General features: G+C 42.2%; 18 protein-coding genes and 1 other annotated feature. Of the genes, 1 reads left to right on the top strand and 17 read right to left on the bottom strand.

Annotated elements, in window-relative coordinates:
- Positions 1 to 162: 162 nt before the first annotated feature.
- The 12 genes from lonB to ilvE all read right to left on the bottom strand — a co-directional run bounded on the left by lonB (position 163) and on the right by ilvE (position 15,430).
- Positions 163 to 1,824, bottom strand: a complete 1,662-nt coding sequence (gene lonB, locus AC3WTB_RS16325) for an ATP-dependent protease LonB (RefSeq protein WP_041086484.1) — start codon at positions 1,822 to 1,824, stop codon at positions 163 to 165.
- 137 nt (positions 1,825 to 1,961) lie between these two features.
- A complete protein-coding gene (gene clpX, locus AC3WTB_RS16320; RefSeq protein ID WP_024423180.1) occupies positions 1,962 to 3,227 on the bottom strand; it encodes an ATP-dependent protease ATP-binding subunit ClpX in 1,266 nt (421 codons plus the stop codon).
- Positions 3,228 to 3,478: 251 nt separating this feature from the next.
- A complete protein-coding gene (gene tig, locus AC3WTB_RS16315) occupies positions 3,479 to 4,753 on the bottom strand; it encodes a trigger factor (RefSeq protein ID WP_034279803.1) in 1,275 nt (424 codons plus the stop codon).
- 240 nt (positions 4,754 to 4,993) lie between these two features.
- Positions 4,994 to 6,001 carry a DNA damage checkpoint antagonist DdcA gene (ddcA, locus tag AC3WTB_RS16310; RefSeq protein ID WP_047202463.1) on the bottom strand — a complete coding sequence of 336 codons (1,008 nt, stop codon included), beginning with the start codon at positions 5,999 to 6,001 and terminating at the stop codon, positions 4,994 to 4,996.
- 125 nt (positions 6,002 to 6,126) lie between these two features.
- Positions 6,127 to 6,726, bottom strand: coding sequence for a 3-isopropylmalate dehydratase small subunit (leuD, locus tag AC3WTB_RS16305; protein WP_024423183.1), 600 nt, complete (start codon positions 6,724 to 6,726; stop codon positions 6,127 to 6,129).
- Between the two features lie 13 nt (positions 6,727 to 6,739).
- Positions 6,740 to 8,155: a 3-isopropylmalate dehydratase large subunit gene (leuC, locus tag AC3WTB_RS16300; protein ID WP_039180431.1), complete on the bottom strand. Its 1,416-nt coding sequence runs from the start codon at positions 8,153 to 8,155 to the stop codon at positions 6,740 to 6,742.
- Positions 8,156 to 8,195: 40 nt separating this feature from the next.
- Complete coding sequence (gene leuB / locus AC3WTB_RS16295; protein WP_126681514.1) at positions 8,196 to 9,293, bottom strand: 3-isopropylmalate dehydrogenase; 1,098 nt, start codon at positions 9,291 to 9,293, stop codon at positions 8,196 to 8,198.
- 18 nt (positions 9,294 to 9,311) lie between these two features.
- Complete coding sequence (locus AC3WTB_RS16290) at positions 9,312 to 10,865, bottom strand: 2-isopropylmalate synthase (RefSeq protein WP_039180437.1); 1,554 nt, start codon at positions 10,863 to 10,865, stop codon at positions 9,312 to 9,314.
- On the bottom strand, positions 10,852 to 11,880 hold the full coding sequence (gene ilvC, locus AC3WTB_RS16285; protein ID WP_024423187.1) for a ketol-acid reductoisomerase: 1,029 nt from the start codon (positions 11,878 to 11,880) through the stop codon (positions 10,852 to 10,854). Before ilvC ends, AC3WTB_RS16290 begins: the two co-directional genes overlap by 14 nt.
- 18 nt (positions 11,881 to 11,898) lie before the next feature.
- Positions 11,899 to 12,417: an acetolactate synthase small subunit gene (gene ilvN, locus AC3WTB_RS16280; RefSeq protein WP_007501584.1), complete on the bottom strand. Its 519-nt coding sequence runs from the start codon at positions 12,415 to 12,417 to the stop codon at positions 11,899 to 11,901.
- Positions 12,414 to 14,138 carry an acetolactate synthase large subunit gene (gene ilvB / locus AC3WTB_RS16275; RefSeq protein ID WP_025092480.1) on the bottom strand — a complete coding sequence of 575 codons (1,725 nt, stop codon included), beginning with the start codon at positions 14,136 to 14,138 and terminating at the stop codon, positions 12,414 to 12,416. Before ilvB ends, ilvN begins: the two co-directional genes overlap by 4 nt.
- Before the next feature lie 122 nt (positions 14,139 to 14,260).
- Positions 14,261 to 14,507 (bottom strand) — a binding site (T-box leader).
- An 8-nt stretch (positions 14,508 to 14,515) separates the two neighbouring features.
- Entirely contained in the window at positions 14,516 to 15,430 is a 915-nt protein-coding gene (gene ilvE, locus AC3WTB_RS16270; protein ID WP_039180440.1) for a branched-chain-amino-acid transaminase, read from the bottom strand.
- Between the two features lie 433 nt (positions 15,431 to 15,863).
- Here ilvE and AC3WTB_RS16265 point away from each other — a divergent pair, with 433 nt between their 5' ends.
- The gene (locus tag AC3WTB_RS16265; RefSeq protein WP_492333969.1) at positions 15,864 to 16,907 is read left to right on the top strand and encodes a lactonase family protein; all 1,044 of its coding nucleotides are present in this window, start codon (positions 15,864 to 15,866) and stop codon (positions 16,905 to 16,907) included.
- Between the two features lie 33 nt (positions 16,908 to 16,940).
- Here the strand turns inward: AC3WTB_RS16265 and AC3WTB_RS16260 are convergent, their stop codons facing one another.
- The 5 genes from AC3WTB_RS16260 to dltA all read right to left on the bottom strand — a co-directional run bounded on the left by AC3WTB_RS16260 (position 16,941) and on the right by dltA (position 21,565).
- A complete protein-coding gene (locus AC3WTB_RS16260; RefSeq protein ID WP_034279788.1) occupies positions 16,941 to 17,360 on the bottom strand; it encodes a YkvA family protein in 420 nt (139 codons plus the stop codon).
- Positions 17,361 to 17,454: 94 nt separating this feature from the next.
- Positions 17,455 to 18,621 (bottom strand): D-alanyl-lipoteichoic acid biosynthesis protein DltD, encoded by a 1,167-nt coding sequence (gene dltD, locus AC3WTB_RS16255; RefSeq protein ID WP_106025794.1) that lies wholly within the window; start codon positions 18,619 to 18,621, stop codon positions 17,455 to 17,457.
- Entirely contained in the window at positions 18,621 to 18,857 is a 237-nt protein-coding gene (gene dltC / locus AC3WTB_RS16250; RefSeq protein ID WP_024423191.1) for a D-alanine--poly(phosphoribitol) ligase subunit 2, read from the bottom strand. The genes dltD and dltC overlap by 1 nt, the downstream gene beginning before the upstream one ends.
- A gap of 21 nt (positions 18,858 to 18,878) precedes the next feature.
- Positions 18,879 to 20,063, bottom strand: coding sequence for a D-alanyl-lipoteichoic acid biosynthesis protein DltB (dltB, locus tag AC3WTB_RS16245; protein ID WP_492333968.1), 1,185 nt, complete (start codon positions 20,061 to 20,063; stop codon positions 18,879 to 18,881).
- Entirely contained in the window at positions 20,060 to 21,565 is a 1,506-nt protein-coding gene (gene dltA / locus AC3WTB_RS16240; protein WP_492333967.1) for a D-alanine--poly(phosphoribitol) ligase subunit DltA, read from the bottom strand. The genes dltB and dltA overlap by 4 nt, the downstream gene beginning before the upstream one ends.
- Between the last annotated feature and the right edge of the window lie 10 nt (positions 21,566 to 21,575).

Raw genomic sequence — 21,575 nt, 5'->3', positions numbered from 1 at the left:
CACCTCCGTCACTAGTATGAATCATTATAATATACCTGTTTCAGTCTTGTACAATGTAAAAGACTTGAGAAATGATGATCTTACCGTAGTATACCCTTTCTTTTTATCTTGAAAAAGAAAAAAAGATCTATTTCACTAAAAAATCCCCATATGTGATGGGGATTAAACAGATTTTCTTTTCATTTCCTCTTCTAGTCCATCTTTCTTCTCGTCTGGCGGGTTGACCAAACACTGATCCAGCACCTCTTGGAAGTGCTTCACAGGCACAATGGTGACGCCTTCAATCTCTTTTAAGATCGACTGCTGGTTGTCATAAGGAATAATCACGGTTGTGGCACCAGCTTGTTTCGCCGCCTTAATCTTCGGTATCACACCGCCGATCGGCTTCACCTGACCCTGCAATCCGATTTCACCTGTCATCGCTGTCAGATGATCAATCGGGATTTGATGAATAGCAGAGAAAATCGCCGCCGCCATGGCAATCCCAGCAGACGGTCCATCAATCGGGGCACCGCCTGGGAAATTAATATGGATGTCATATTCATTTGTCCGTATGCCTAAGTTTCTCAGCACTGTTAATACGTTCTCAACAGACCCTTTGGCCATACTTTTTCGTCTAATGGATTTAGACTGACTGCCAATGCTTTCTTCTTCTGCAATGCCTGTAATGTTGATACTGCCTTTTTCAAGCGCCTTACATATATTCACTTCAATCTCAAGCAACGCACCGCTGTTTGGACCGTAGACAGCCAGACCATTCACTACCCCGACTTTTGGCTTTTCCGGTACTTTTTGTTCATATCTTGGTGTCAACTGACTTGAATGAATGACCCACTCGACATCTTCGATCGTGATGTCTTTTCGGTTTTCCGTGACGGCCATTCCAGCGGCGATCTGCACCATATTGACTGCTTCACGGCCGTTTTTCACATAAGAGGTTAACAGGTTCAGCCCTTCATCACTTAATTCCTTTTGAATTTTTTGGACAGCCTTAGCAGCAACAATTTTCAGTTCATGCTGGTCAAGGTCCTTAAAGAAAATTTCCAAACACCTTGAGCGAATGGCCGGTGGAATTTCTTCAGGTGTTCTTGTTGTGGCACCAATCAACCGAAAATCAGCCGGAAGCCCATTTTGAAAAATATCGTGGATGTGATTCGGAATTTGGGTGTTTTCCTCACTGTAGTAGGCACTGTCTAAAAATACTTTCCGATCTTCAAGGACTTTCAGCATTTTGTTCATTTGGATCGGATGCAGTTCACCAATTTCATCAATAAACAGAACCCCGCCATGAGCATGCGTAACGGCTCCTTGTTTTGGCTGCGGAATGCCTGCCTGTCCCATCGCTCCCGCCCCTTGGTAAATCGGGTCATGCACGGAACCAATGAGTGGGTCTGCGATGCCCCGTTCATCGAATCTTGCGGTTGTGGCATCGAGCTCCACAAATACCGCATCTTTCTTAAACGGTGAATCAGCATGACGCTTCGCTTCTTCCATGACAAGACGGGCAGCGGCTGTTTTTCCAACTCCCGGTGGGCCGTAGACAATGACATGCTGAGGATTTGGTCCGCAAAGCGCTGCTTTTAGAGCACGAATGCCGTCTTCCTGCCCTACAATATCTTGAAATCCCTTTGGCCGGACTCTCTCTGATAAAGGCTCACTCAGCTTGATTGAGCGCATCTTTCTGAGTGCTTCCATTTCTTTCTTTGATTCTTTGTCTATCGTCACCTTTTGTGTGCGCTGATTTCGCAGTAAGTTCCAAAAGTACAGCCCGATGACGATACCAAAGAACAGCTGTATAAATAATACGATTCCTGTCCAGCTCAATCGGTGCTCCCTCCTTCATCTATCGTATGTATTGGTTTCTGTCTGCTAGTATTTCCTAGAGCTGGACGGAATAAACACGTCTTCCACGATAAATAAAAAACTCCTGAATCAAAATGATTCAGGAGTGAGACTTCTCTTTATGCAGATGTTTTTGTATCTTTGTTGACGACTGTGCCATCTTTTAACACAAGACGCGGCGGCTCACCATCAGCAACCGTTGCACCAGTGATGACACATTTTTCAATATCATCACGAGATGGAAGGTCAAACATCACATCAAGCATGATGCCTTCAATGATCGAGCGAAGACCACGAGCTCCTGTTTTACGCTCAATTGCTTTTTTCGCAATTTCGCTAAGAGCATCTTCTTCAAATTCAAGCTCTACATCGTCAAGCTCAAGCATTTTTGTATATTGCTTAACGAGCGCATTTTTAGGCTTCGTCAAGATTTCTACAAGTGCTTTTTCATCTAACGGCTCTAGGCTTGCAATAACCGGTAGACGACCGATGAATTCTGGAATTAAACCGAAGCGAAGCAAGTCTTCTGGCAGTACTTTTGATAGAAGGACTTCTTTTTCAAGATCTTCGACTTTATTTTCCGCACCGAATCCAATTACTTTTTGACCTAAGCGGCGTTTGATGATTTGCTCAATGCCGTCAAAGGCTCCACCACAAATAAAGAGGATATTTGTTGTATCGATTTGAATGAATTCTTGATGAGGATGCTTACGTCCACCTTGAGGCGGTACACTAGCAACTGTTCCTTCAAGAATTTTCAAAAGGGCTTGCTGGACACCTTCCCCAGATACATCACGAGTGATAGAAGGGTTTTCTGATTTTCTTGCTACTTTATCGATCTCATCGATGTAGATAATGCCTTTTTCTGCTTTTTCTACATCATAATCCGCTGCCTGGATCAGCTTTAGTAAAATATTCTCTACGTCTTCACCAACATAACCTGCTTCAGTTAATGATGTTGCATCTGCGATCGCAAATGGAACATTTAAAATACGAGCAAGTGTTTGAGCAAGTAATGTTTTACCGCTTCCTGTTGGTCCAATCATAGAAATATTACTTTTCGAAAGCTCAACATCATCAATCTTGCTGTTGGAATTGATCCGTTTGTAATGGTTATAAACCGCTACAGCTAAGGATTTTTTCGCATTGTCTTGTCCGATGACATATTCATCAAGAATCTCCCGAATTTCATGAGGCTTCGGAACATCCTTGAATTCAACTTCTTCCTCTGTGCCGAGCTCTTCTTCAACTATTTCCGTGCAAAGCTCGATACATTCATCACATATATATACGCCAGGTCCTGCGACCAGTTTACGCACTTGATCTTGCGTTTTTCCGCAAAACGAGCATTTTAATTGACCTTTTTCCTCGTTGAATTTAAACATTCTTTCACCCCTTATTCTTCTTCACTTGCCTGTAGCTAACAGTCAGCTACCTTTCTGGGTCCAGTATGTATGCATTTTACCATACTTTCCTAAAAGACGGTAACGATGTGTTTCTAACACTGCACATTGAGATATGTATGACAGAAAGATGCGACTTACACTATCGTTTCCAAAAGAAGCGATGATAAGTCAAAAATTGTACAAAACAAGGCACGAGTCACTCGCGCCCTGTTTTATTATTATGCACCATATTAACGGTTTTCTACAAGAAAATCAATTGCTTTACGAACTTTTAGATCTTCTTTCATTGCTTCAGTAGATCCGATCGCTTGTTTGATATTTTCAATTGGCATGTTGTATGCTTCAGCCATTTTTGAAAGTTCTTCTTCCACTTCTTCGTCAGACACTTGTAAGTTTTCTGCAGCAGCAATTGCTTCAAGTGTTAGGTTAGATTTTACGCGTTTAGCAGCATCTTCTTTCATTTGCTCTTTAAGCGCATCTTCATCTTGTCCAGAGAATTGGAAGTAAAGCTCAAGGTTCATACCTTGCATTTGAAGACGTTGTTCGAATTCTTTCATCATGCGGTCTAGCTCTGTGTCAACCATCGCTTGTGGGATGTCAACTTCCGCATTTTCAGAAGCTTTCGCAACTAGCTCTTCACGAAGTTTTCCTTCTGCTTCGTTTTCTTTTGCTTCTTCAAGACGTTTCTTCGTTTTTTCAGTTAACTCAGCAAGTGTTTCTACTTCTTCATCAACATCTTTAGCGAACTCATCGTCAAGTGCTGGAAGTTCTTTTGCTTTGATTTCATGAATTTTCACTTTGAATACAGCTGGTTTACCTGCAAGGTCTTCAGCATGGTATTCTTCTGGGAATGTAACTTCTACGTCTTTTTCAGCGCCAGCTTCAAGACCAACTAATTGCTCTTCGAACCCAGGGATGAATGAACCAGAACCTACTTCAAGAGAGTAGTTCTCAGCTTTTCCGCCTTCGAATGCTTCTCCATCAACGAATCCTTCGAAATCAAGAACAACTGTATCGCCGTTTTCGATTGCGCCTTCTTCTTTGACAACAAGCTCAGCTTGACGGTTTTGCATGCCTTTAAGCTCTTCTTGTACATCTTCATCAGTAACAGCTGTGTCGTCTTTTTCTACGTTAAGACCTTTGTAGTCACCAAGTTTTACTTCAGGCTTCACTGTTACTTTTGCAGTGAAGATTAAGCTTTCGCCTTTTTCGATTTTCTCAACATCGATTTCAGGGCGGTCAACTGGTTCGATACCAGCTTCGTCGATTGCTTTTGGATATTCAACTGGAAGAAGAATATCTAATGCATCTTGATAAAGAGATTCTACACCAAAACGCTGCTCGAAAAGACCACGTGGTACTTTCCCTTTACGGAATCCAGGGATTGATACTTGCTTAACCACTTTCTTAAATGCATCATCAAGTGCTTTGTTAAATGTTTCAGCGTCAACTTCTACAGTTAGAACGCCTTCGTTACCTTCTTGTTTTTCCCATTTTACTGACATGTGTGTTTCCCTCCAAAAATCTATTCAGATTGTGCGTTGCTCCATTCTAAAGCATCATAAAGACTTCGTCCAATCAAAAACCACGCACTCCGCTAAGAAGCTTGCATTATGTATACAACATTTGACTTGATTATACATATCGTCTTTCAACCGTTGGAATCTGACAACTGCACTATATATGCACAAATACAACCATTATATTATAACATAACAAGTCCGTCTTTCAACTAAATCGACAAATTACAAATAAGAAATTTCTTCAATATCTTTCAGCATTGTGCAAGCTTCTCTCAGCTCTCGTTCGTTAAATTCATACAATAGATGCAATTCTTCGAGTTCAATCTCGATCCCATGCATTTCATAGCCGACTTTATGAAGTGCCGCTGCCCAAAGACTCGGATCTGTGTACTTAGGAAGAAATGGATACAGCACAAATAAGTGCCGGCGCCATAGCTCTTCCACGCCTTGGTAAAGGGTTGGGTTCTCATTGCCGAGCGTGTCATCGAGCATACGAAGGACTTGCTGAAGAAGCGGCATCTGCTCTGGCTTTACAGCCTCAGAAGGAATAAGTGTTAAAGAATCACCGAATTTTGTCACATGAACCGGCTTTGCCACATCATGATCTGCCAGAAGCTGCAGGATCATTGATTTGACCAAAGGGTTCCCATCGGGATTTTGTAAGATTGTATTTAATAGACCCATGTGCGGTGTAATATTCCGGTCTTTCAATGAATGGATGAACTGGACCTGTTCTTCCGGCCGCTTCAGCATGTCATCTATATTGACCTCACTTCCGGCTTCCTCATCTTCATCTAAAATCTCTTCAGGTGATTCAATCATTTTTCTGCTAAATTCGAGCAGCTTGTAAAAATGCTCCGCGCTTTCTGCCGGAAGATGGTTTTCCTCGAGCACAGCCTCAATCGTCTGTTTGACTTCTTCATATTCTTTCAGCTGAATTAAGATCGTCATATACACTTGGAGCACAGTGAAATAGTGGCCATATCCTTCATGTAGCATTTTTTCACAAACACGCTTTGCATCCTGCAGCTCACCCAGCTCCAGAAAACAAATTGCCATTCCGAGGTGAATATCGGATTCTTCATCGTCATCATACGATTTTGCTTCTGAAAACAAGTGAAGCGCCTCTTGATACTGTTTATCTTTTAATGCTGCCATTCCTTTTTCAATCAGTCTTTCTTTCAGACCAGGAAACAAAATGACATTATCTTTCTTCTTGTCATGCTTCATGCTTACGTTCCTTTCGGGCGCATATTTTTTATCAGTTTACCAACGAAGATTAGTAAACACAAGTAACGAGAGGTTTTCATGCAAAAAAGAAGCCGTCACACCTCGGGCGGACAGCTTCTCGTTGCTTAGGCGCGCAGCCAGCTGCTGCGCTTTTCTTCAAATGCTTGAATGTCATCTTCTAGTAGTAATGTTAATGAAATCTCATCATAACCATTTAGGAGCATTTCTCTCCAGTGAGGGTCGACTTGAAAAGGGGTGATATTCCCTTCGTGATCTTCTATTTGTTGTTTTTCAAGATCAACCGTCATCTCATACCCTTTGTTCTCATATGACGCTGCGAAGGTTTTCCACACATCATAATCAAGGCGAATCGGAAGCATCCCATTTTTAAAGCAGTTTTGATGAAATATATCTGCGAATGATGGTGCGATGACAATTTTAAAGCCATAATCATCAAGCGCCCAAGGAGCATGTTCCCTAGATGATCCGCAGCCAAAGTTTTCTCCTGCGATCAAAATGGATGCTCCTTCATAGATCGGCTGATTCAGTTCGAAATCTGGATTTGGGCTGCCATCGGCTAAATAACGCCAGTCGAAAAAGGCAAAGCGTCCATATCCTGTTCGTTCGATTCTTTTTAAAAATTGTTTCGGAATAATTTGATCTGTATCTACATTGATACGGTTAAGCACAGCGGCTTTCCCTTTATGAGTGACTAAAGGCTCCATCTATGACAACTCCTTACACGACTGTTTTCTCTTGATTAAACTTCCTGACATCGACAAATCGGCCATGTATCGCAGCCATTGCAGCCATTGCCGGGCTGACAAGATGCGTTCTCGCACCCTTCCCTTGACGCCCTTCAAAGTTACGGTTTGATGTGGACGCGCAGCGTTCGCCCTCCGGTACCACATCGTTATTCATACTAAGGCACATACTGCAGCCTGATTCTCTCCATTCAAATCCTGCTTCAAGGAAGATTTCATGAAGACCTTCTTTTTCTGCTTGCAATTTGACACTTTGAGAGCCAGGCACCACAATCGCTCTGACATGATCTGCTACTTTTTGTCCTTCAATCATAGAAGCGGCTTGGCGTAAATCAGTCATTCTTGAGTTCGTACATGAGCCGATAAAGACATGCTCAATCGTAATATCTTCTATACGCTGATGCGGATGGACTCCCATGTATTCGTAAGCACGAATCGCTTCTTTTTGATCATCTTCTTGTGCAAAGTCCTCAGGTCCTGGAATTGATGCATCCACAGGCAGTACCATTCCTGGGTTAATTCCCCACGTAACCATTGGTGAAATCTTATTTCCATCTAACACAATGGTTTTATCGTAGGTTGCACCTGGATCTGTTCTAAGTTCTTCCCATTCTTTAATAGCAGCTTCGAAATCTTCGCCCTGCGGTGCATATTTGCGGCCGCGGCAATATTCGAAGGTGACTTCATCAGGTGCAATCAATCCTGCTCTCGCGCCTGCTTCAATCGACATATTACAAACAGTCATCCGCTCATCCATCGTCATGTTTCTGAATACTTCCCCAGTGTATTCAATGACATAACCTGAACCGAACTTCACGCCGTGTGCACCAATGACGGCTAAAATGACATCTTTGGCGGTTACCCCTTTTTGAAGCTTTCCGTCTACTCTAATTTCTAGCGTTTTCGGACGCTGCTGCCAAAGCGTTTGTGTAGAAAGTACATGTTCAACCTCACTTGTACCGATCCCAAAGGCAAGTGCGCCAAACGCGCCGTGAGTTGATGTATGACTATCTCCACACACAATTGTTTTCCCCGGAAGTGTCAATCCAAGCTCCGGTCCAACGACATGGACTATTCCCTGGTCAACACTATGGAGATCAGCAAGACGAACGCCAAATTCCGCACAGTTGCGCTCTAAGGCACTCACTTGCTTTTTAGCAATCTCATCTTTAATCACAAATCGATTCACAGTTGGGATGTTGTGATCCATCGTCGCAAACGTGTTTTGAGGTCTTCTCACCTTACGCCCTTTTTGTCTTAATCCTTCAAATGCTTGAGGTGATGTCACTTCATGCACCAAGTGCAGATCAATATATAAAAGGTCTGGTTTCCCCTCGCCGCTTTTGACTATATGCTGATCCCATATTTTTTCGATGATTGTTCGAGGCATAACCCTTTTCCTCCCTCTATCTAATTCCACAAGATTCTATTTATACAATCGTTTGCACGCGCTTCTTGAGTGCGTCTACAACCGCATTAGTGATTTCTTCAGTCGTTTGATATGTTCCCTCTTTTGCTGCTAAATCTTTTGTTCGTTTGCCAGAGGCAAGAACAGCTTCCACAGCGTCTTCTATTGCAGCCGCTTCTTCTTCTAATGCAAAGGATGTTCTAAGCAAGCTTGCTGCTGATAAAATGGTTGCCAGAGGGTTTGCAACGTTTTGCCCCGCAATATCGGGTGCTGAACCATGAATTGGCTCATATAAATGAAGGCCTGTGCTTGATAAACTAGCAGATGGCAGCATGCCGAGTGATCCAGTAATCATCGAAGCTTCGTCACTTAAAATGTCGCCGAACATATTCTCAGTCACAATGACATCAAATTGAGCGGGCTTGTAAATCAACTGCATGGCAGCATTATCGACGAGCATATGTTCAAATTCAACTTCTGGATATTGAGAAGCAACTTCCTCTACTGCTTCACGCCATAGTTTACTAGAAGCAAGAACATTCGCTTTATCCACAGACGTCACTTTTTTCCGTCTCGTTAAGGCCATATCGAACGCTTCTTTTAATACGCGGACAATTTCTTCCTTTGTATAAAGCAGCGTATCAACGGCAGCTTCTTTACCTTCATCATCTGTATAGCGTTCGCTTGGTTCACCAAAATAGAGGCCGCCTGTTAATTCACGAACGATGACGAAATCGACTCCGTTAATGTGATCCTGTTTTAATGGAGATGCCTCGCTTAAGCTATCGAACACCTTTACAGGGCGGATGTTAGCAAATAAGTCCAGCTGTTTACGAATGGCGAGCAAGCCTTTTTCCGGACGAAGCTCTGGCGGGTTTTGATCCCACTTTGGTCCGCCGACTGCTCCTAATAAAATCGCATCAGCGCTTTTGCATACATCTACTGTTTCCTTTGGAAGCGGGTTGTTTTTTTCATCTATTGCGATACCGCCAATGAGCGCAGTTTCAAATTCGAATTCGTGCTGAAATTGAGCCGCTGTCTCTTGAAGGACAGCGACTGCAGATGTCACGACTTCCGGTCCGATTCCATCGCCGGGCAAAAGTGCAATTTTCTTTTTCATGAGAACCTTCCTCCTTTCCTATGAGATTGCGTGATGTTTCTCAATTTCAATTAGATTTGATTTGAAGATTAAATGTCTGTTCACTGCATTGACGTAAGCTTTCGCCGATGCTTCAAGTACATCTTGCGCTACACCACGTCCTGCTGTTTCTTTTCCTTCTATTGAAACAGTGACATATACTTCTGCTAGTGCATCTCTGCCTTTTCCATTTGATTGAATGCGGTAGTCCAGCAAATGAATTCTTTCTTCCATACAGCGCTCAAGCGTGTTGTACACAGCTTCTACACTGCCTGCACCTGTAGCTGCTTCTTGAATGACTGCCTGTGTTTCTTGGTTTTTCAGAGAAACTGTTGCTGTTGGCATTTGTTCTGTTCCATAATGCACTTGCAGACTTTCAAATTCGTAGCCAATTTTTCGATCTGCTACTTTTTCTTCTAATATAATAGAGATCAAATCATCATCTGTAATTTCTTTCTTCTTCTCTGTCAAGTTCTTGAAAGTCTCAAAGAATTTATTGATTTCATCTTCCGTTAGTTTAAAGCCTAGTGTTTTCATGCGGTCTTTAAACGCGTGTCTTCCGGAGTGTTTTCCAAGGACAAGCACATCTGTTGTCACACCGACAAGCTCTGGAGAAATAATTTCATAGGTTGTTTTTTCTTTGAGGAAACCATCTTGGTGAATACCTGATTCATGTGCAAAAGCGTTGTTTCCAACGACTGCTTTATTACGCGGCACAATCATTCCTGAGTATTTGCTCACTACATCACTTGTACGCTTAATTTCATTCAATTGAATCGTTGATTCGACCTGGTAAAAGTCTTTTCGAATATGAAGAGCTACTGCAATTTCTTCTAACGCGGCATTTCCAGCGCGCTCGCCAATTCCGTTGACAGCCGTTTCAATTTGATCTGCTCCATTCTCAATGGCAGCAAGTGAGTTTGCCACAGCCATTCCTAGATCATCGTGACAGTGAGCGGACAAGTTAACGCGGTCGATATTCGGAACGTGTTCCTTCATATATTTAAAGATATTCCCGTACTCTTTTGGCGCTAGGTATCCAACTGTATCTGGCAAGTTAATGACACTCGCCCCAGCGTCAATGACCTTTTCTACAATTTCTGCCAAAAAAGCAAGATCTGTACGGCACGCATCTTCTGCTGACCATTGGACAACTGGAAAACGTTCTTTCGCATATTTCACCATTGCGACAGCCTGTTCTACGACTTCTTCACGTGTTTTCTTTAGTTTATGCTTCAGGTGAATGTCAGAAGTAGCAATAAAGACATGAAGCCTTGGCTCCACTCCATCTTTTAATGCTTCCCATGCAGCATCAATGTCACCTTTCACACATCGTGCAAGACCAGCAACAGAACAGTTTTTAATCGTTCTTGCTATTTCTTGTACGCCTAAGAAATCCCCTCGGGATGAAGCGGGAAAACCCGCTTCAATGATATTAACCCCAAGGCGCTCAAGCTGCTTTGCAATGATTAGCTTTTCTTGTGCATTTAAGTTCACTCCTGGTGATTGCTCTCCATCTCGAAGTGTTGTGTCAAAAAAATTAATTTTCCGCACCGACGCTCACCGCTTCCTTTTTCTTTCCTTGTTTAACGAAAGGCATCATTTCACGAAGCTTTCTACCAACGATTTCGATTTGGTGCTCATTTTCATTTGCATTGATTGCATTGAAACGTGGACGATTCACTTGGTTTTCAACGATCCATTCTTTTGCAAAAGTTCCGTTTTGGATATCAGTCAAAACAGCTTTCATCGATTCTTTTACTTTTGCATCTACAACGCGTGGTCCTGATACGAAGTCACCCCATTGTGCTGTATCAGAGATTGAATATCTCATGCCTTCTAATCCTTCTTCATACATAAGGTCAACGATTAATTTCAGTTCATGCAGACACTCGAAGTATGCAAGCTCTGGCTGATAACCAGCTTCTGTTAACGTTTCGAAACCTGCTTTTACTAGTGAAGTAAGACCTCCACAAAGAACTGCCTGCTCACCGAAAAGATCCGTTTCTGTTTCTTCTTTAAATGTTGTTTCAAGAACGCCCGCTCTTGCTCCGCCGATCGCTTTCGCATAAGCAAGTGCTTTGTCTTTCGCTTGACCAGATACATCTTGATAGATAGCAAATAGGGCAGGTACACCAGCGCCTTGCTCATATGTTCTTCTCACAAGATGTCCTGGACCTTTTGGAGCTACTAGATACACGTCTACGTCACTTGGAGGAACAATTTGATGGAAGTGAACGTTAAATCCGTGTGCAAATACAAGTGAGTTTCCAGCTTCTAATTGATCTTTGATTTCTTCATCATATACTTTCTTTTGCTGCTCATCTGGAAGTAGTACCATGACGACGTCTGCTTGTGCTGCTGCTTCTTTTACTGTAAATACTTGATGACCGTCTTCTTGTGCTTTTGTATAAGATCCGCCTTTTCTCACGCCGACGATGACATCTACGCCGCTTTCTTTTAAGTTCAATGCATGTGCATGACCTTGTGATCCGTAACCAATGATAGCTACCTTTTGACCATTTAATACGTTTTCTTGAATATCACCGTTATAATATACTTTTACCATTTGACTCTCTCCTTTTGTTTAGACAATTGAAATTGTTTTATTTGTTTGTGGCTTTTGCTGATTATCTCTCGCAAAGGCCGTGGTGCCAGTTCTGGCGACTTCTTTAATGCCGTATGGCTTAAGTAATTCAATGAGTGCTTCAATTTTTGAAGACTCACCTGTCACCTGAATGACGACACTCTCTCTGCTCACATCTACAATAGAAGCTCTAAAAGGTTCAATGACCCCCGTGATCTCCATTCTAGATGCTGGTGCAGATACGACTTTTATCAAAGCCAGCTCTCGCTGAACGATTGATTGGTTTGTAATGTCTGTTACTTTCAGAACATCGATTTGTTTGTTCAACTGTTTTGTCAGCTGTTCGATGTCTTTCTCTTGGTCTACATGGACGACGAACGTGATGCGTGATACATCTTGAATCTCAGAATGGCCGACCGTAATGCTTTCAATGTTGTAGTGTCTTTTAGTAAAGAGGCCTGTGATTCTGTTCAGTACGCCTGATCGATTTAATACAGTCAACACAATAATTCTTTTCAAGGTTTCACCCCCACCATCTCATGAAGTCCTTTCCCCGGTGCTACCATCGGGAATACTTTTTCATCTCTCGCTACATTGACATCGATGAAAACAGGCTCTCTAGAGGTTAAGGCTTCTTCGAGTTTTTCTTTCGCCTCTTCGTCTGATGAGATTCTGATCCCTTTAATGCCATAAGCTTCAGATAATTTTACGAAGTCTGGCTGCTCTGAAAATTTAGAATGTGAGTAGCGTTCTTCGTAGAAAATTTCTTGCCATTGTCTTACCATTCCAAGGCTGTGATTATTGAGTACAATCACTTTGACTGGAAGGTTCAGCTCACGGATAACGGCAAGTTCTTGCAGGGTCATTTGGAAACCTCCGTCTCCTAAAATTGCTACAACGGTTGCCTCTTGATCAGCTAGCTGAGCGCCAATGGCTGCTGGTAATCCGAAGCCCATTGTGCCAAGTCCTCCAGATGTGACCCACTTATCTGCATTTTCAAATGGATAGAACTGTGCCGCCCACATTTGATGCTGTCCGACATCAGTTGCGACAATGGCTTCACCTTTTGTGAATTGATGAATGTATTCAATCAGCTTTTGAGGTTTAAAACCTTCAGCTTCGTTTTCAACGTACCAGAGTGGATATTCTTCCTTCCACTGATCTAATTGATTTTTCCATTCGTCTGATTCCCCTTGCTTCCCGTCTTGCTTGATCAGCTCTTCAAGAACGAGCTTACTGTCTCCAACAACCGGGATATGGGTATGAATGTTCTTACCAATTTCCGCTGGGTCGATGTCAATATGAGCGACCTTCGCATGTTTTGCAAAATGATTGAGGTTGCCTGTTACCCTGTCATCAAATCTTGCTCCGATTGAAATGAGCAGGTCACATTGATGAAGAGCCATGTTCGCTGCATATGTGCCATGCATACCTGCCATCCCTAGGAAAAGAGGGTGCTTTGCCGGGAATCCGCCAAGTCCAAGCAATGTATGAGCGACTGGGATTTGCTGCTGCTCTACATACTGTCTTAATTCTTCAGATGCTTTGCCATGAAGAACGCCGGCTCCTGCTAGAATGACTGGTTTTTTCGCTCTGCTGACAGCTTCTACTAATTTGCGAATTTGCAAATAGTTCGGCTCTACTTTTGGCTGATAACCAGGTAAATCAATTGGCTGGTCATATTCAAAGGTTCCTTCAATGCCTGCGACATCTTTTGGAATATCAATCAAGACTGGGCCAGGTCTGCCTGTTGTTGCGATATGGAATGCCTCTTTAATAACACCAGGTAACTCCTCTGGATTTCTTACCTGGTAGCTGTGCTTTGTAATTGGCATTGTGATGCCGAGTACATCCGCTTCTTGGAAAGCATCCGATCCAATGACTGACGTTGCCACCTGCCCTGTGAATACAACTAGCGGAAGTGAATCAATCATCGCATCTGCAATTCCTGTCACAAGGTTTGTCGCTCCAGGCCCTGATGTGGCAATGACAACACCTGGTTTACCAGATACTCTTGCGTATCCTTCTGCTGCGTGAATCGCTCCCTGCTCATGTCTTGGCAGGACATGAAATAAACCAGAATCGTAAATTTTATCGTAGATTGGTAAAACTGCTCCGCCTGGATAGCCGAAAATGACTTCTACTTTTTCTCTTTTGAGTGCTTCAATTAACATGAGTGCACCGTTCATCGTTTGTGGTGCTTTTGATTTTTCCGTCTCCATTTGTACATTTGTCCCCATTTGATTTCCTCCTCTTTGTCTTGCTTCAGTCAAGTCCTTTCACCCTTTTCCATTCAAGATAGAGATATGAGACCATATAAAAAAGCCTTCTCACCCCACAATGACACTACTTTTCACTAGGTCAAAGGGGCGAAAAAGCTTTGTTTTTCGCGGTACCACCCTTGTTCACGGCAAACCCTGCTGCCGTCTCATGGACATCTTTCGTCCATTTTGGTAACGAGTGAGCAATGTCACTCGGCCTGCCCTACTATCATTTCAAACAGACACTCAGAGGTGAGTTCACTTTAGAAAGTAACACCGGTTTCCAGCTAGCACCGGCTCTCTGTAGATACTGACTCTAAAGCTACTAGTCCTCTTCAACGTTTATCGATATCTATTTAACTTGCATGAATGTTTTCATCTGTAAAAACGACTTTTTCTCCTTCTTCAACTACTCGCTTACGGAATTGTTCAAGAAGTTTGTTTGTGTGGAACCCAGGTTTCCCTTCACCGATTGTACGGCCGTCAACTTTTACAACGGCGATGACTTCGGCTGCGGTTCCTGTTAGAAATACTTCTTCTGCTGTATACACATCATGTCTTGTGAAAGGTTCTTCTTTCACTTCGTAGCCTAAGTCTTCTGCAATTTCCATGATGGCATTTCTTGTGATGCCTTCGAGTGCGCCGATATAACCTGGCGGTGTATAAAGCTTGCCTTTTTTATAAATAAACACGTTGTCTGCAGAACCTTCCGCCACGTACCCTTGATCGTTCAGCATCAGCGCTTCACTCACACCGGCCATATGGGCTTCGATTCGGACAAGAATGTTATTCAAATAATTTAATGATTTCACTTTTGGGCTAAGGACATCTGGACGATTTCGTCTTGTTGGAACCGTCACAATGTCAATACCCGTTTCATATAGGTGCTTTGGAAAAATGGCCAGCGGCTCTACAATGATCACTGTGTTGGCTCTCCCGCAGTTGTTAGGATCTAATCCAAGATCACCCGCTCCTCTTGAGACGACAAGGCGGATATAGGCATCCTTTAGGCCGTTCCTTTCAACTGTATGAATCATTTTTTCCGTGAGTTCCTCAAGTGAATATGGAATGTTCAGCATAATGGATCTGGCGGAATCATACAGGCGGTCTAAATGTTCTTTCATTCGAAAGATATTTCCGTTATACACGCGAATCCCTTCGAAAACACCGTCGCCATATAAAAAACCATGATCGTAAACTGAAATTTTCGCATCCTCTTTTTTCACGAGTTCATCGTTTAAAAAGATCCACTGTTCCTTTTGGTCTTCCATTTTCAGTGAGCACCCTCTCTTTCAAACAAAAAGTAGTTGAATTTTCAGACACTTTATTTTGAAGTGTCAATCGCTTGCACTGCGTGTTTGTTTAGCTTTTGTTGAACCCATCTTACGCCGCTTTCCATACAGTGTCAACAGCATTTTTAAAATTATTAGACAATTTAGACTAATCAAAATTAAATGTATACGCTTACACCTTTGCTAGACAAGGAATGAAAAAACTTAAAATTTTTTGTATTTTTTCTTCAATTTATTTACTTTACATGAACGCTTTTCTTTTGAGAAAACTTTTGTGATATTTTTTCACATAATTTTTGATGAATATTGTGAGATTTCAATGACTTTGTTTTTTCTTTTGGCATGCCTTTCTAAAGCGTTTTCCTATGAATTTATGATAGAATGAGAGCATCTAATAGAAGGAGGGCAATACATGGCTAACATCAGAGGTTATATCGGTACGTATACAAAGGGAGACAGTAAAGGCGTTTATACGTTTACATTAAATACGGACAAGCAGCAGATTGAGCAAGTAGAAGTCGCTGCTGAGCTTGAAAATCCTACATATTTAACCGTGTCAGAGGATCAAAAGTTTGTTTATGCTGTTGTGAAAAAAGGATCACAGGGCGGCCTTGCTGCGTATCAAATTGATTCAACAACAGGCAAACTTCACTTCATCAACCAAGAGCTTGCCGATGGAGCTTCTCCTTGTCACGTCAGCGTGGACAGTCAAACGAAAACGGCGTATACAGCAAACTATCATAAAGGGACAGCAGAGATGTATGAGATCGATGCTGAAAATGGCTCAGTGATCCGCACGCTCTCACAGGCGCAGCATGAAGGAACTGGCCCTAACGAAGATCGTCAGGAAAAGCCGCACACCCACTTTATGGGTCTCACGCCAGATGAACAATTTGCTGTGGCTATTGACCTTGGAACAGATGGAATTTATACGTATAAGAAAGAAGACGGCAAACTTGAGCTTGCTCATACATTTGAAACAAAGCCAGGCAGCGGACCTCGTCATATCACATTCCACCCAACGAAACCTGTGGCATATGTCATGACAGAGCTAAGCTCAGAGGTCATTGTGCTTCGTTACTTTGAAGATGGTCATTTTGAAGAGATTCAAACAATCGCGACCATTCCAAGCGATTTTACAGAGAACAATCAAGGCAGTGCTATTCATGTCTCTTCAGACGGCCAATTTGTTTATGCAGGAAATCGCGGTCATGACAGCATTGCGATTTTTAAAGCAGACGCTGACGGCAAATTAAGCCTTGTCGAGATTGCTTCTTCTGAAGGAAACTGGCCTAGAGATTTTGTACTTGATCCAACAGAAGAATTCCTCGTCGGTTCAAACCAAGAATCTAGCAATCTCGTGTTATACAAACGCGACAAAGAAACAGGACGACTCACTGTCTTACAATCAGACATTACCGTCCCTCATCCAGTTTGCGTGAAATTTTTAGGATAAAAGAAAAAAGCCTCCAATAACGGAGGCTTTTCTTTATGCAGACGGCATACCGCCATCCTCAAGCTTTTGATCAATCAAAGACGTATCGGTTTTTTCGCCGAACCATTTTGACAGCCTGTCTTTCGCTTTCCCTTTCACATCATCATCAATGTACATTGCTACTTGAAGCAGAGCAAATGTAATGGCGCCTAAATCATCTGTATAGCCTACACCAATCAATGTATCAGGAATGAGGTCAAGTGGAAGGATAAAGTAGCCGAGTGCTCCAATAATCAAGGTCTTTGCTTTGACAGGCACTTCGGGTTTTTGCAATGTATAGTAAAGCAATAGCACAGCATAGACAAGAGAGACACCAGCTTTTTGTGCCGTCTTTTTTAGCTTTTCCCAAAAGGCATGATCATTAAAATGCTTCTTCGAACGCTTTAATAGTTCTTTTTTCTCAGAACGATTCATCATATCGCCTCCATCTACAGCATAGCCCTTTTCCCTCAGTTATACAAGATATCCGCTGATTCGACAAACAAAAAGCAGCAGAAAGCTGCTCTTTCTACTGCTCTTTGTAAAACTTTTCAATTGCTTTATCGATGTAAACCCATCCTTTATAAGACACATGAATCGTATCTTTAAAGAAATATGGATCGTACTCGTGCTTAGTCAAATCTGCGACTTCATACCCATTATCTCGAATTTGACGATTGATTTTTTCATAATAACCTGTACGGCCTTCTTTCGGAAAACCAGTGTAATCATACCACTTTCCGTTGACAGGAATCGTTACAAACAAAGGCTTTGCCCCTGCCTGTTTTAAAATATCCAGCATGATTTGAAAATCTTTATATTCTGGTGATTCGGCATAAGAATGACCTTCACGGGAATCCTTCATTTTCTTCATGATCGGTTTCAGTTTGCGGTCAAACAGTTTTTGATTAATATAAAACGGGTTATCCCCTGCTCTTTTCGCACCAAAAATGCTCGCTTCTTTTTCAAGCTCTGCCCATGTTTTTCCTTTGACTGAAGGAGACGGTTGAAGCTTGCGCTCATGCCCCGATCCAATCGTATAGTACATGTCTTTCTTTTGAAGCATACCATAATACATTTTCGCAATAGGAGAAATCGCGCCATAAGCGAACTTGTTTCCAGATAGCTCTGCTTTAAAAAGCTCTGTAATCACCATGTCGTTTTTGACTGCTTTAAACTTCATGATTCTTTTGATCAGCTCTTTTTTCACAGTTGGATCAATTTCTTTATTATAGGCGAGATTCAGCGCTTGAAGCGCTGAATAGTTAGGTGCAAAGTGATTCTCGTCAGATCCCCATTTCACAAACCATTGTGGGGACACGATAAATACAAGCTTCTTCCCTTTTAATTCATCCATATGCGCTGCAAAGTTCATCGCATGAATTAATGATTGCGATCCACCTTTTCCAATAAGATAAGGTGTAAACCCTTGAGGATTCTCATGAAAGAAATTCGAAGGGTGATATGGATCAAAACGTGATAGTTCAGAAGATCCATAGATCGGCAAATAAGTTGGATCTTTTAGCATTTCATCTTGTAAATAAAGCCCTTGAAACATCCCTGGATCTAATTCTGTAGCTGACTTTTGTAATTTGTCTTTTGGGATCAGGTGTGAGAGCCATGCATTTGGTACAAGAAGAACACCAATGAATAGAACAGCCGCTAAAATAAGCGGCCCAAAAAAACGCTTTTTCATTACTTCATCTCTGCCAGCTGCTCAGCAATATGATTCGGCGTATCCCACACATCACGATCGAATTCTGTAATCGGAACAGTGATTCCGAGTTGACTTTCAATTGCCATAAGCAGTTCTACTGTACCAAATGAATCAAGAAGACCTTCTTCAAAAATCGCAATCTCTGGATTTTCTTTCACAACGTCGTCCTGGCAAACCTCTGCAATAATACCGTATACTTGATTTTTAAATTCCATAATTTTCTACTCCCTTAATCATTAATGATGAAATGGTTTTCCTGAAAAAATATAAAATCCGAAACAAATCACATGGAATGTAATAATGATAGACACAACCATTGTGACCTTATTATCCGGCCACCACTTGTGCTTTTTATTCCATTTCTCAAATAAATTGTAACCGGACATGACAACTGCATGATATAGTCCGTAAATAATATATTGAAGGGCAAGACCATGCCAAGCACCCATCAATAGAAAGAGGACAAAGTACCCGATATTTGATACAGCCATACGGTTCTTGATCCACTTCTTTTTGGTCATAAAGAACACAAATCTCATAAACACGTAGTCTCTGAACCAGAAGGACAAGGACATGTGCCAGCGATTCCAGAAGTCTTTAATATTGCGGCTGATAAACGGTTTATTAAAGTTCTCTGGCGATTTAATGCCCATAATATAACTCACACCTACAGCAAATGCTGTATATCCAGCAAAGTCAAAGAACAAATACATGCTGTAAGCATACATATACGTTAACTGCTGAACAAAGTGACTGCTGCTAATGTGATGAATATTCATCAGAATATATGTGTGAATCAGATAACCAATAATGAACTTATATAAGAAGCCAATGAAAATTTTATGAATACCGGCATATAGAAGATCACTGTATGCTTCCTTTTCTGGCGGTGTATCCATATCTTTTTCAAATCGGCGGTAACGGTCAATCGGACCTGATGAAATCGTCGGGAAAAAGACAATGAAATAGACCAAACGGTGAATCGGAATTTTCTTCTTAATCAAGCCGTCTCTTGTCTCGATAATTAACTGAACACCTTTAAATGTTAAGTACGAGATCCCCAAAAAGCTCAGCCAGTTTATTGGCGGCGGTTGGTGCGGGTGATGAGTTAAAAAGAACGGTAATACCTTTGACAGCACAAGCGGCAAAATTGATGCCGCCACTGCTGCATAGAAAACGGATGACTGATTCGCCTTTAACCGGTATGCAAGGTACAGGCGAATGATTAAGACTTGCCACACCGTGAACAAGAAGAGCAGCAGTGCGCCATGTGCATCTTTTGAGAAAATAAGCGCGAGTGCCACAACCGTTGCAAACATGTTGTAGCCCTGCATTCTTTTGCCGCGAAGACCAAGAATGATTGTCGGCAAAAGAAGAATACCAATTAGAATGAAGAAAAAGAATGAACTAAACGGAATCATAGAAGAACCTCTTTCGCAATTCTCTTACGGTCAACCTTCCCGTTTGGTGTCATGTACAGCTGCTCCAGATAGACAAACTTTCTTGGAATCATGTACGCTGGCAGTGAATCCGCCATTTCTTTCTTAATCGCACTTGTCAGCTGATACTCTTTTTCAAATGAATGAGCTGCTGGAACAATCGCTGCAATCAAGTACTCGACATGATCGTTTGGCTGGAATGGCACAATCACACAAGCATTGACATAGGTTGTCTCGCTTACATGATATTCAATTTCTTCAAGCTCCATCCGGTATCCATGAAGCTTAATTTGATAGTCAAGACGACCATGGCACGTAATTAATCCATCCTGCGCCACACCTGCGTCACCTGTGCGGTAAGCAGGGCGTCCTTCGTATTCAAAGAACACTTTATCCGTTAAGGCTTGTTCACCTAAGTAGCCTCTCGTGACGCTTGGCCCCACGATGACAATTTCGCCTTTCTCACCATCAGAAAGTGTCTTGCCTTCTTCATCTAAAATGACGATATCTGTATCAGGTTTGGCATAGCCGACTGGTAAAGAATCGTGCTGATCAAGAATCTCCTGCGTGACTTCAATCGATGTGATCGCAACAGTTGCTTCAGTTGGACCATACGTATTAAAGACCTGCGCCTTTGGAAAACGCTCCAGAAGTGCACTTGCTACAGCTACAGGAAGCGCCTCACCGCAGAACAAGAAAACTTTCAGCTCTGGTAAAAGCTCCCCTGTAAAGGAAGGGTCCATTAAGCACATTTGCACAAAGGATGGTGTTGATGTCCACACTTCAACGTCAGATTGACCAAGTGCTGCAAACATATCCTTTGGCTTATTGACAAGATCTTTTACTAAACAGTAAAGCGTGCCGCCTGATTGAAGCGCTGGATAGAGATCCATCACTGATAAGTCAAAAGAAAATGGTGCTTGATTTAAGAATGTGCGTCCCTCACCAATTGGGAAGTCGCGGCACATCCACTCTGTAAAGCTTTCTAAATTATTGGCTGTTACCTGAACGCCTTTCGGTTTTCCGGTACTGCCAGACGTATAAATAATGTAGAAAATATCATCTTGTTGAACCCACTGCGTGGCTGGCGGTGCTTCTTTTTCAAGTGCTAAAAGCGATGCCGCACTCTTCACTTCAATGTGCTCTTCTACATCTAATACATTCTGCTCATTTGCACATATCAATAGACTGGCTTTTGAGCTTTCAATGATTGAGACGATGCGCTCGACAGGTATCGAGATGTCGACCGGAATATAAGGTCTGCCTGATTTTACACTGCCTAAGAAAGAAATCAGCATCTCTGGCTCCATATGACCGTAGACAATGACAGGTTCACTGCCAGCTGCGACTGAATCGATCGCACCAGCCATTTGGTCTGATAAATGCCAAAGCTCATCATATGTGATCGACGCCTGTTGAGAAACAAATGCTGGCTGTGTTGGTTTCGTTTGCTGGTATTCATGAATCGTGTGTAATAGTTTCATAGTTTAATCT

This window comes from Bacillus sp. EB106-04-04-XG123 (assembly GCF_058791855.1).
The sequence above is the reverse complement of the archived record's forward strand: the minus strand, read 5'-3'. Positions and strand labels throughout refer to the sequence as shown.

Bases quoted from the DNA above. Each gene is read 5' to 3' on its own strand.
- ilvE (WP_039180440.1), bottom strand. From the start codon at position 15,430: ATGGAAGACCAAAAGGAACAGTGGATCTTTTTAAACGATGAACTCGTG.
- ddcA (WP_047202463.1), bottom strand. From the start codon at position 6,001: ATGAAGCATGACAAGAAGAAAGATAATGTCATTTTGTTTCCTGGTCTG.
- leuB (WP_126681514.1), bottom strand. From the start codon at position 9,293: ATGAAAAAGAAAATTGCACTTTTGCCCGGCGATGGAATCGGACCGGAA.
- ilvB (WP_025092480.1), bottom strand. From the start codon at position 14,138: ATGGGGACAAATGTACAAATGGAGACGGAAAAATCAAAAGCACCACAA.
- AC3WTB_RS16265 (WP_492333969.1), top strand. From the start codon at position 15,864: ATGGCTAACATCAGAGGTTATATCGGTACGTATACAAAGGGAGACAGT.
- AC3WTB_RS16260 (WP_034279788.1), bottom strand. From the start codon at position 17,360: ATGAATCGTTCTGAGAAAAAAGAACTATTAAAGCGTTCGAAGAAGCAT.
- clpX (WP_024423180.1), bottom strand. From the start codon at position 3,227: ATGTTTAAATTCAACGAGGAAAAAGGTCAATTAAAATGCTCGTTTTGC.
- tig (WP_034279803.1), bottom strand. From the start codon at position 4,753: ATGTCAGTAAAATGGGAAAAACAAGAAGGTAACGAAGGCGTTCTAACT.
- dltB (WP_492333968.1), bottom strand. From the start codon at position 20,063: ATGATTCCGTTTAGTTCATTCTTTTTCTTCATTCTAATTGGTATTCTT.
- leuC (WP_039180431.1), bottom strand. From the start codon at position 8,155: ATGCCTCGAACAATCATCGAAAAAATATGGGATCAGCATATAGTCAAA.
- ilvC (WP_024423187.1), bottom strand. From the start codon at position 11,880: ATGGTAAAAGTATATTATAACGGTGATATTCAAGAAAACGTATTAAAT.
- dltA (WP_492333967.1), bottom strand. From the start codon at position 21,565: ATGAAACTATTACACACGATTCATGAATACCAGCAAACGAAACCAACA.
- leuD (WP_024423183.1), bottom strand. From the start codon at position 6,726: ATGGAGCCTTTAGTCACTCATAAAGGGAAAGCCGCTGTGCTTAACCGT.
- dltD (WP_106025794.1), bottom strand. From the start codon at position 18,621: ATGAAAAAGCGTTTTTTTGGGCCGCTTATTTTAGCGGCTGTTCTATTC.
- dltC (WP_024423191.1), bottom strand. From the start codon at position 18,857: ATGGAATTTAAAAATCAAGTATACGGTATTATTGCAGAGGTTTGCCAG.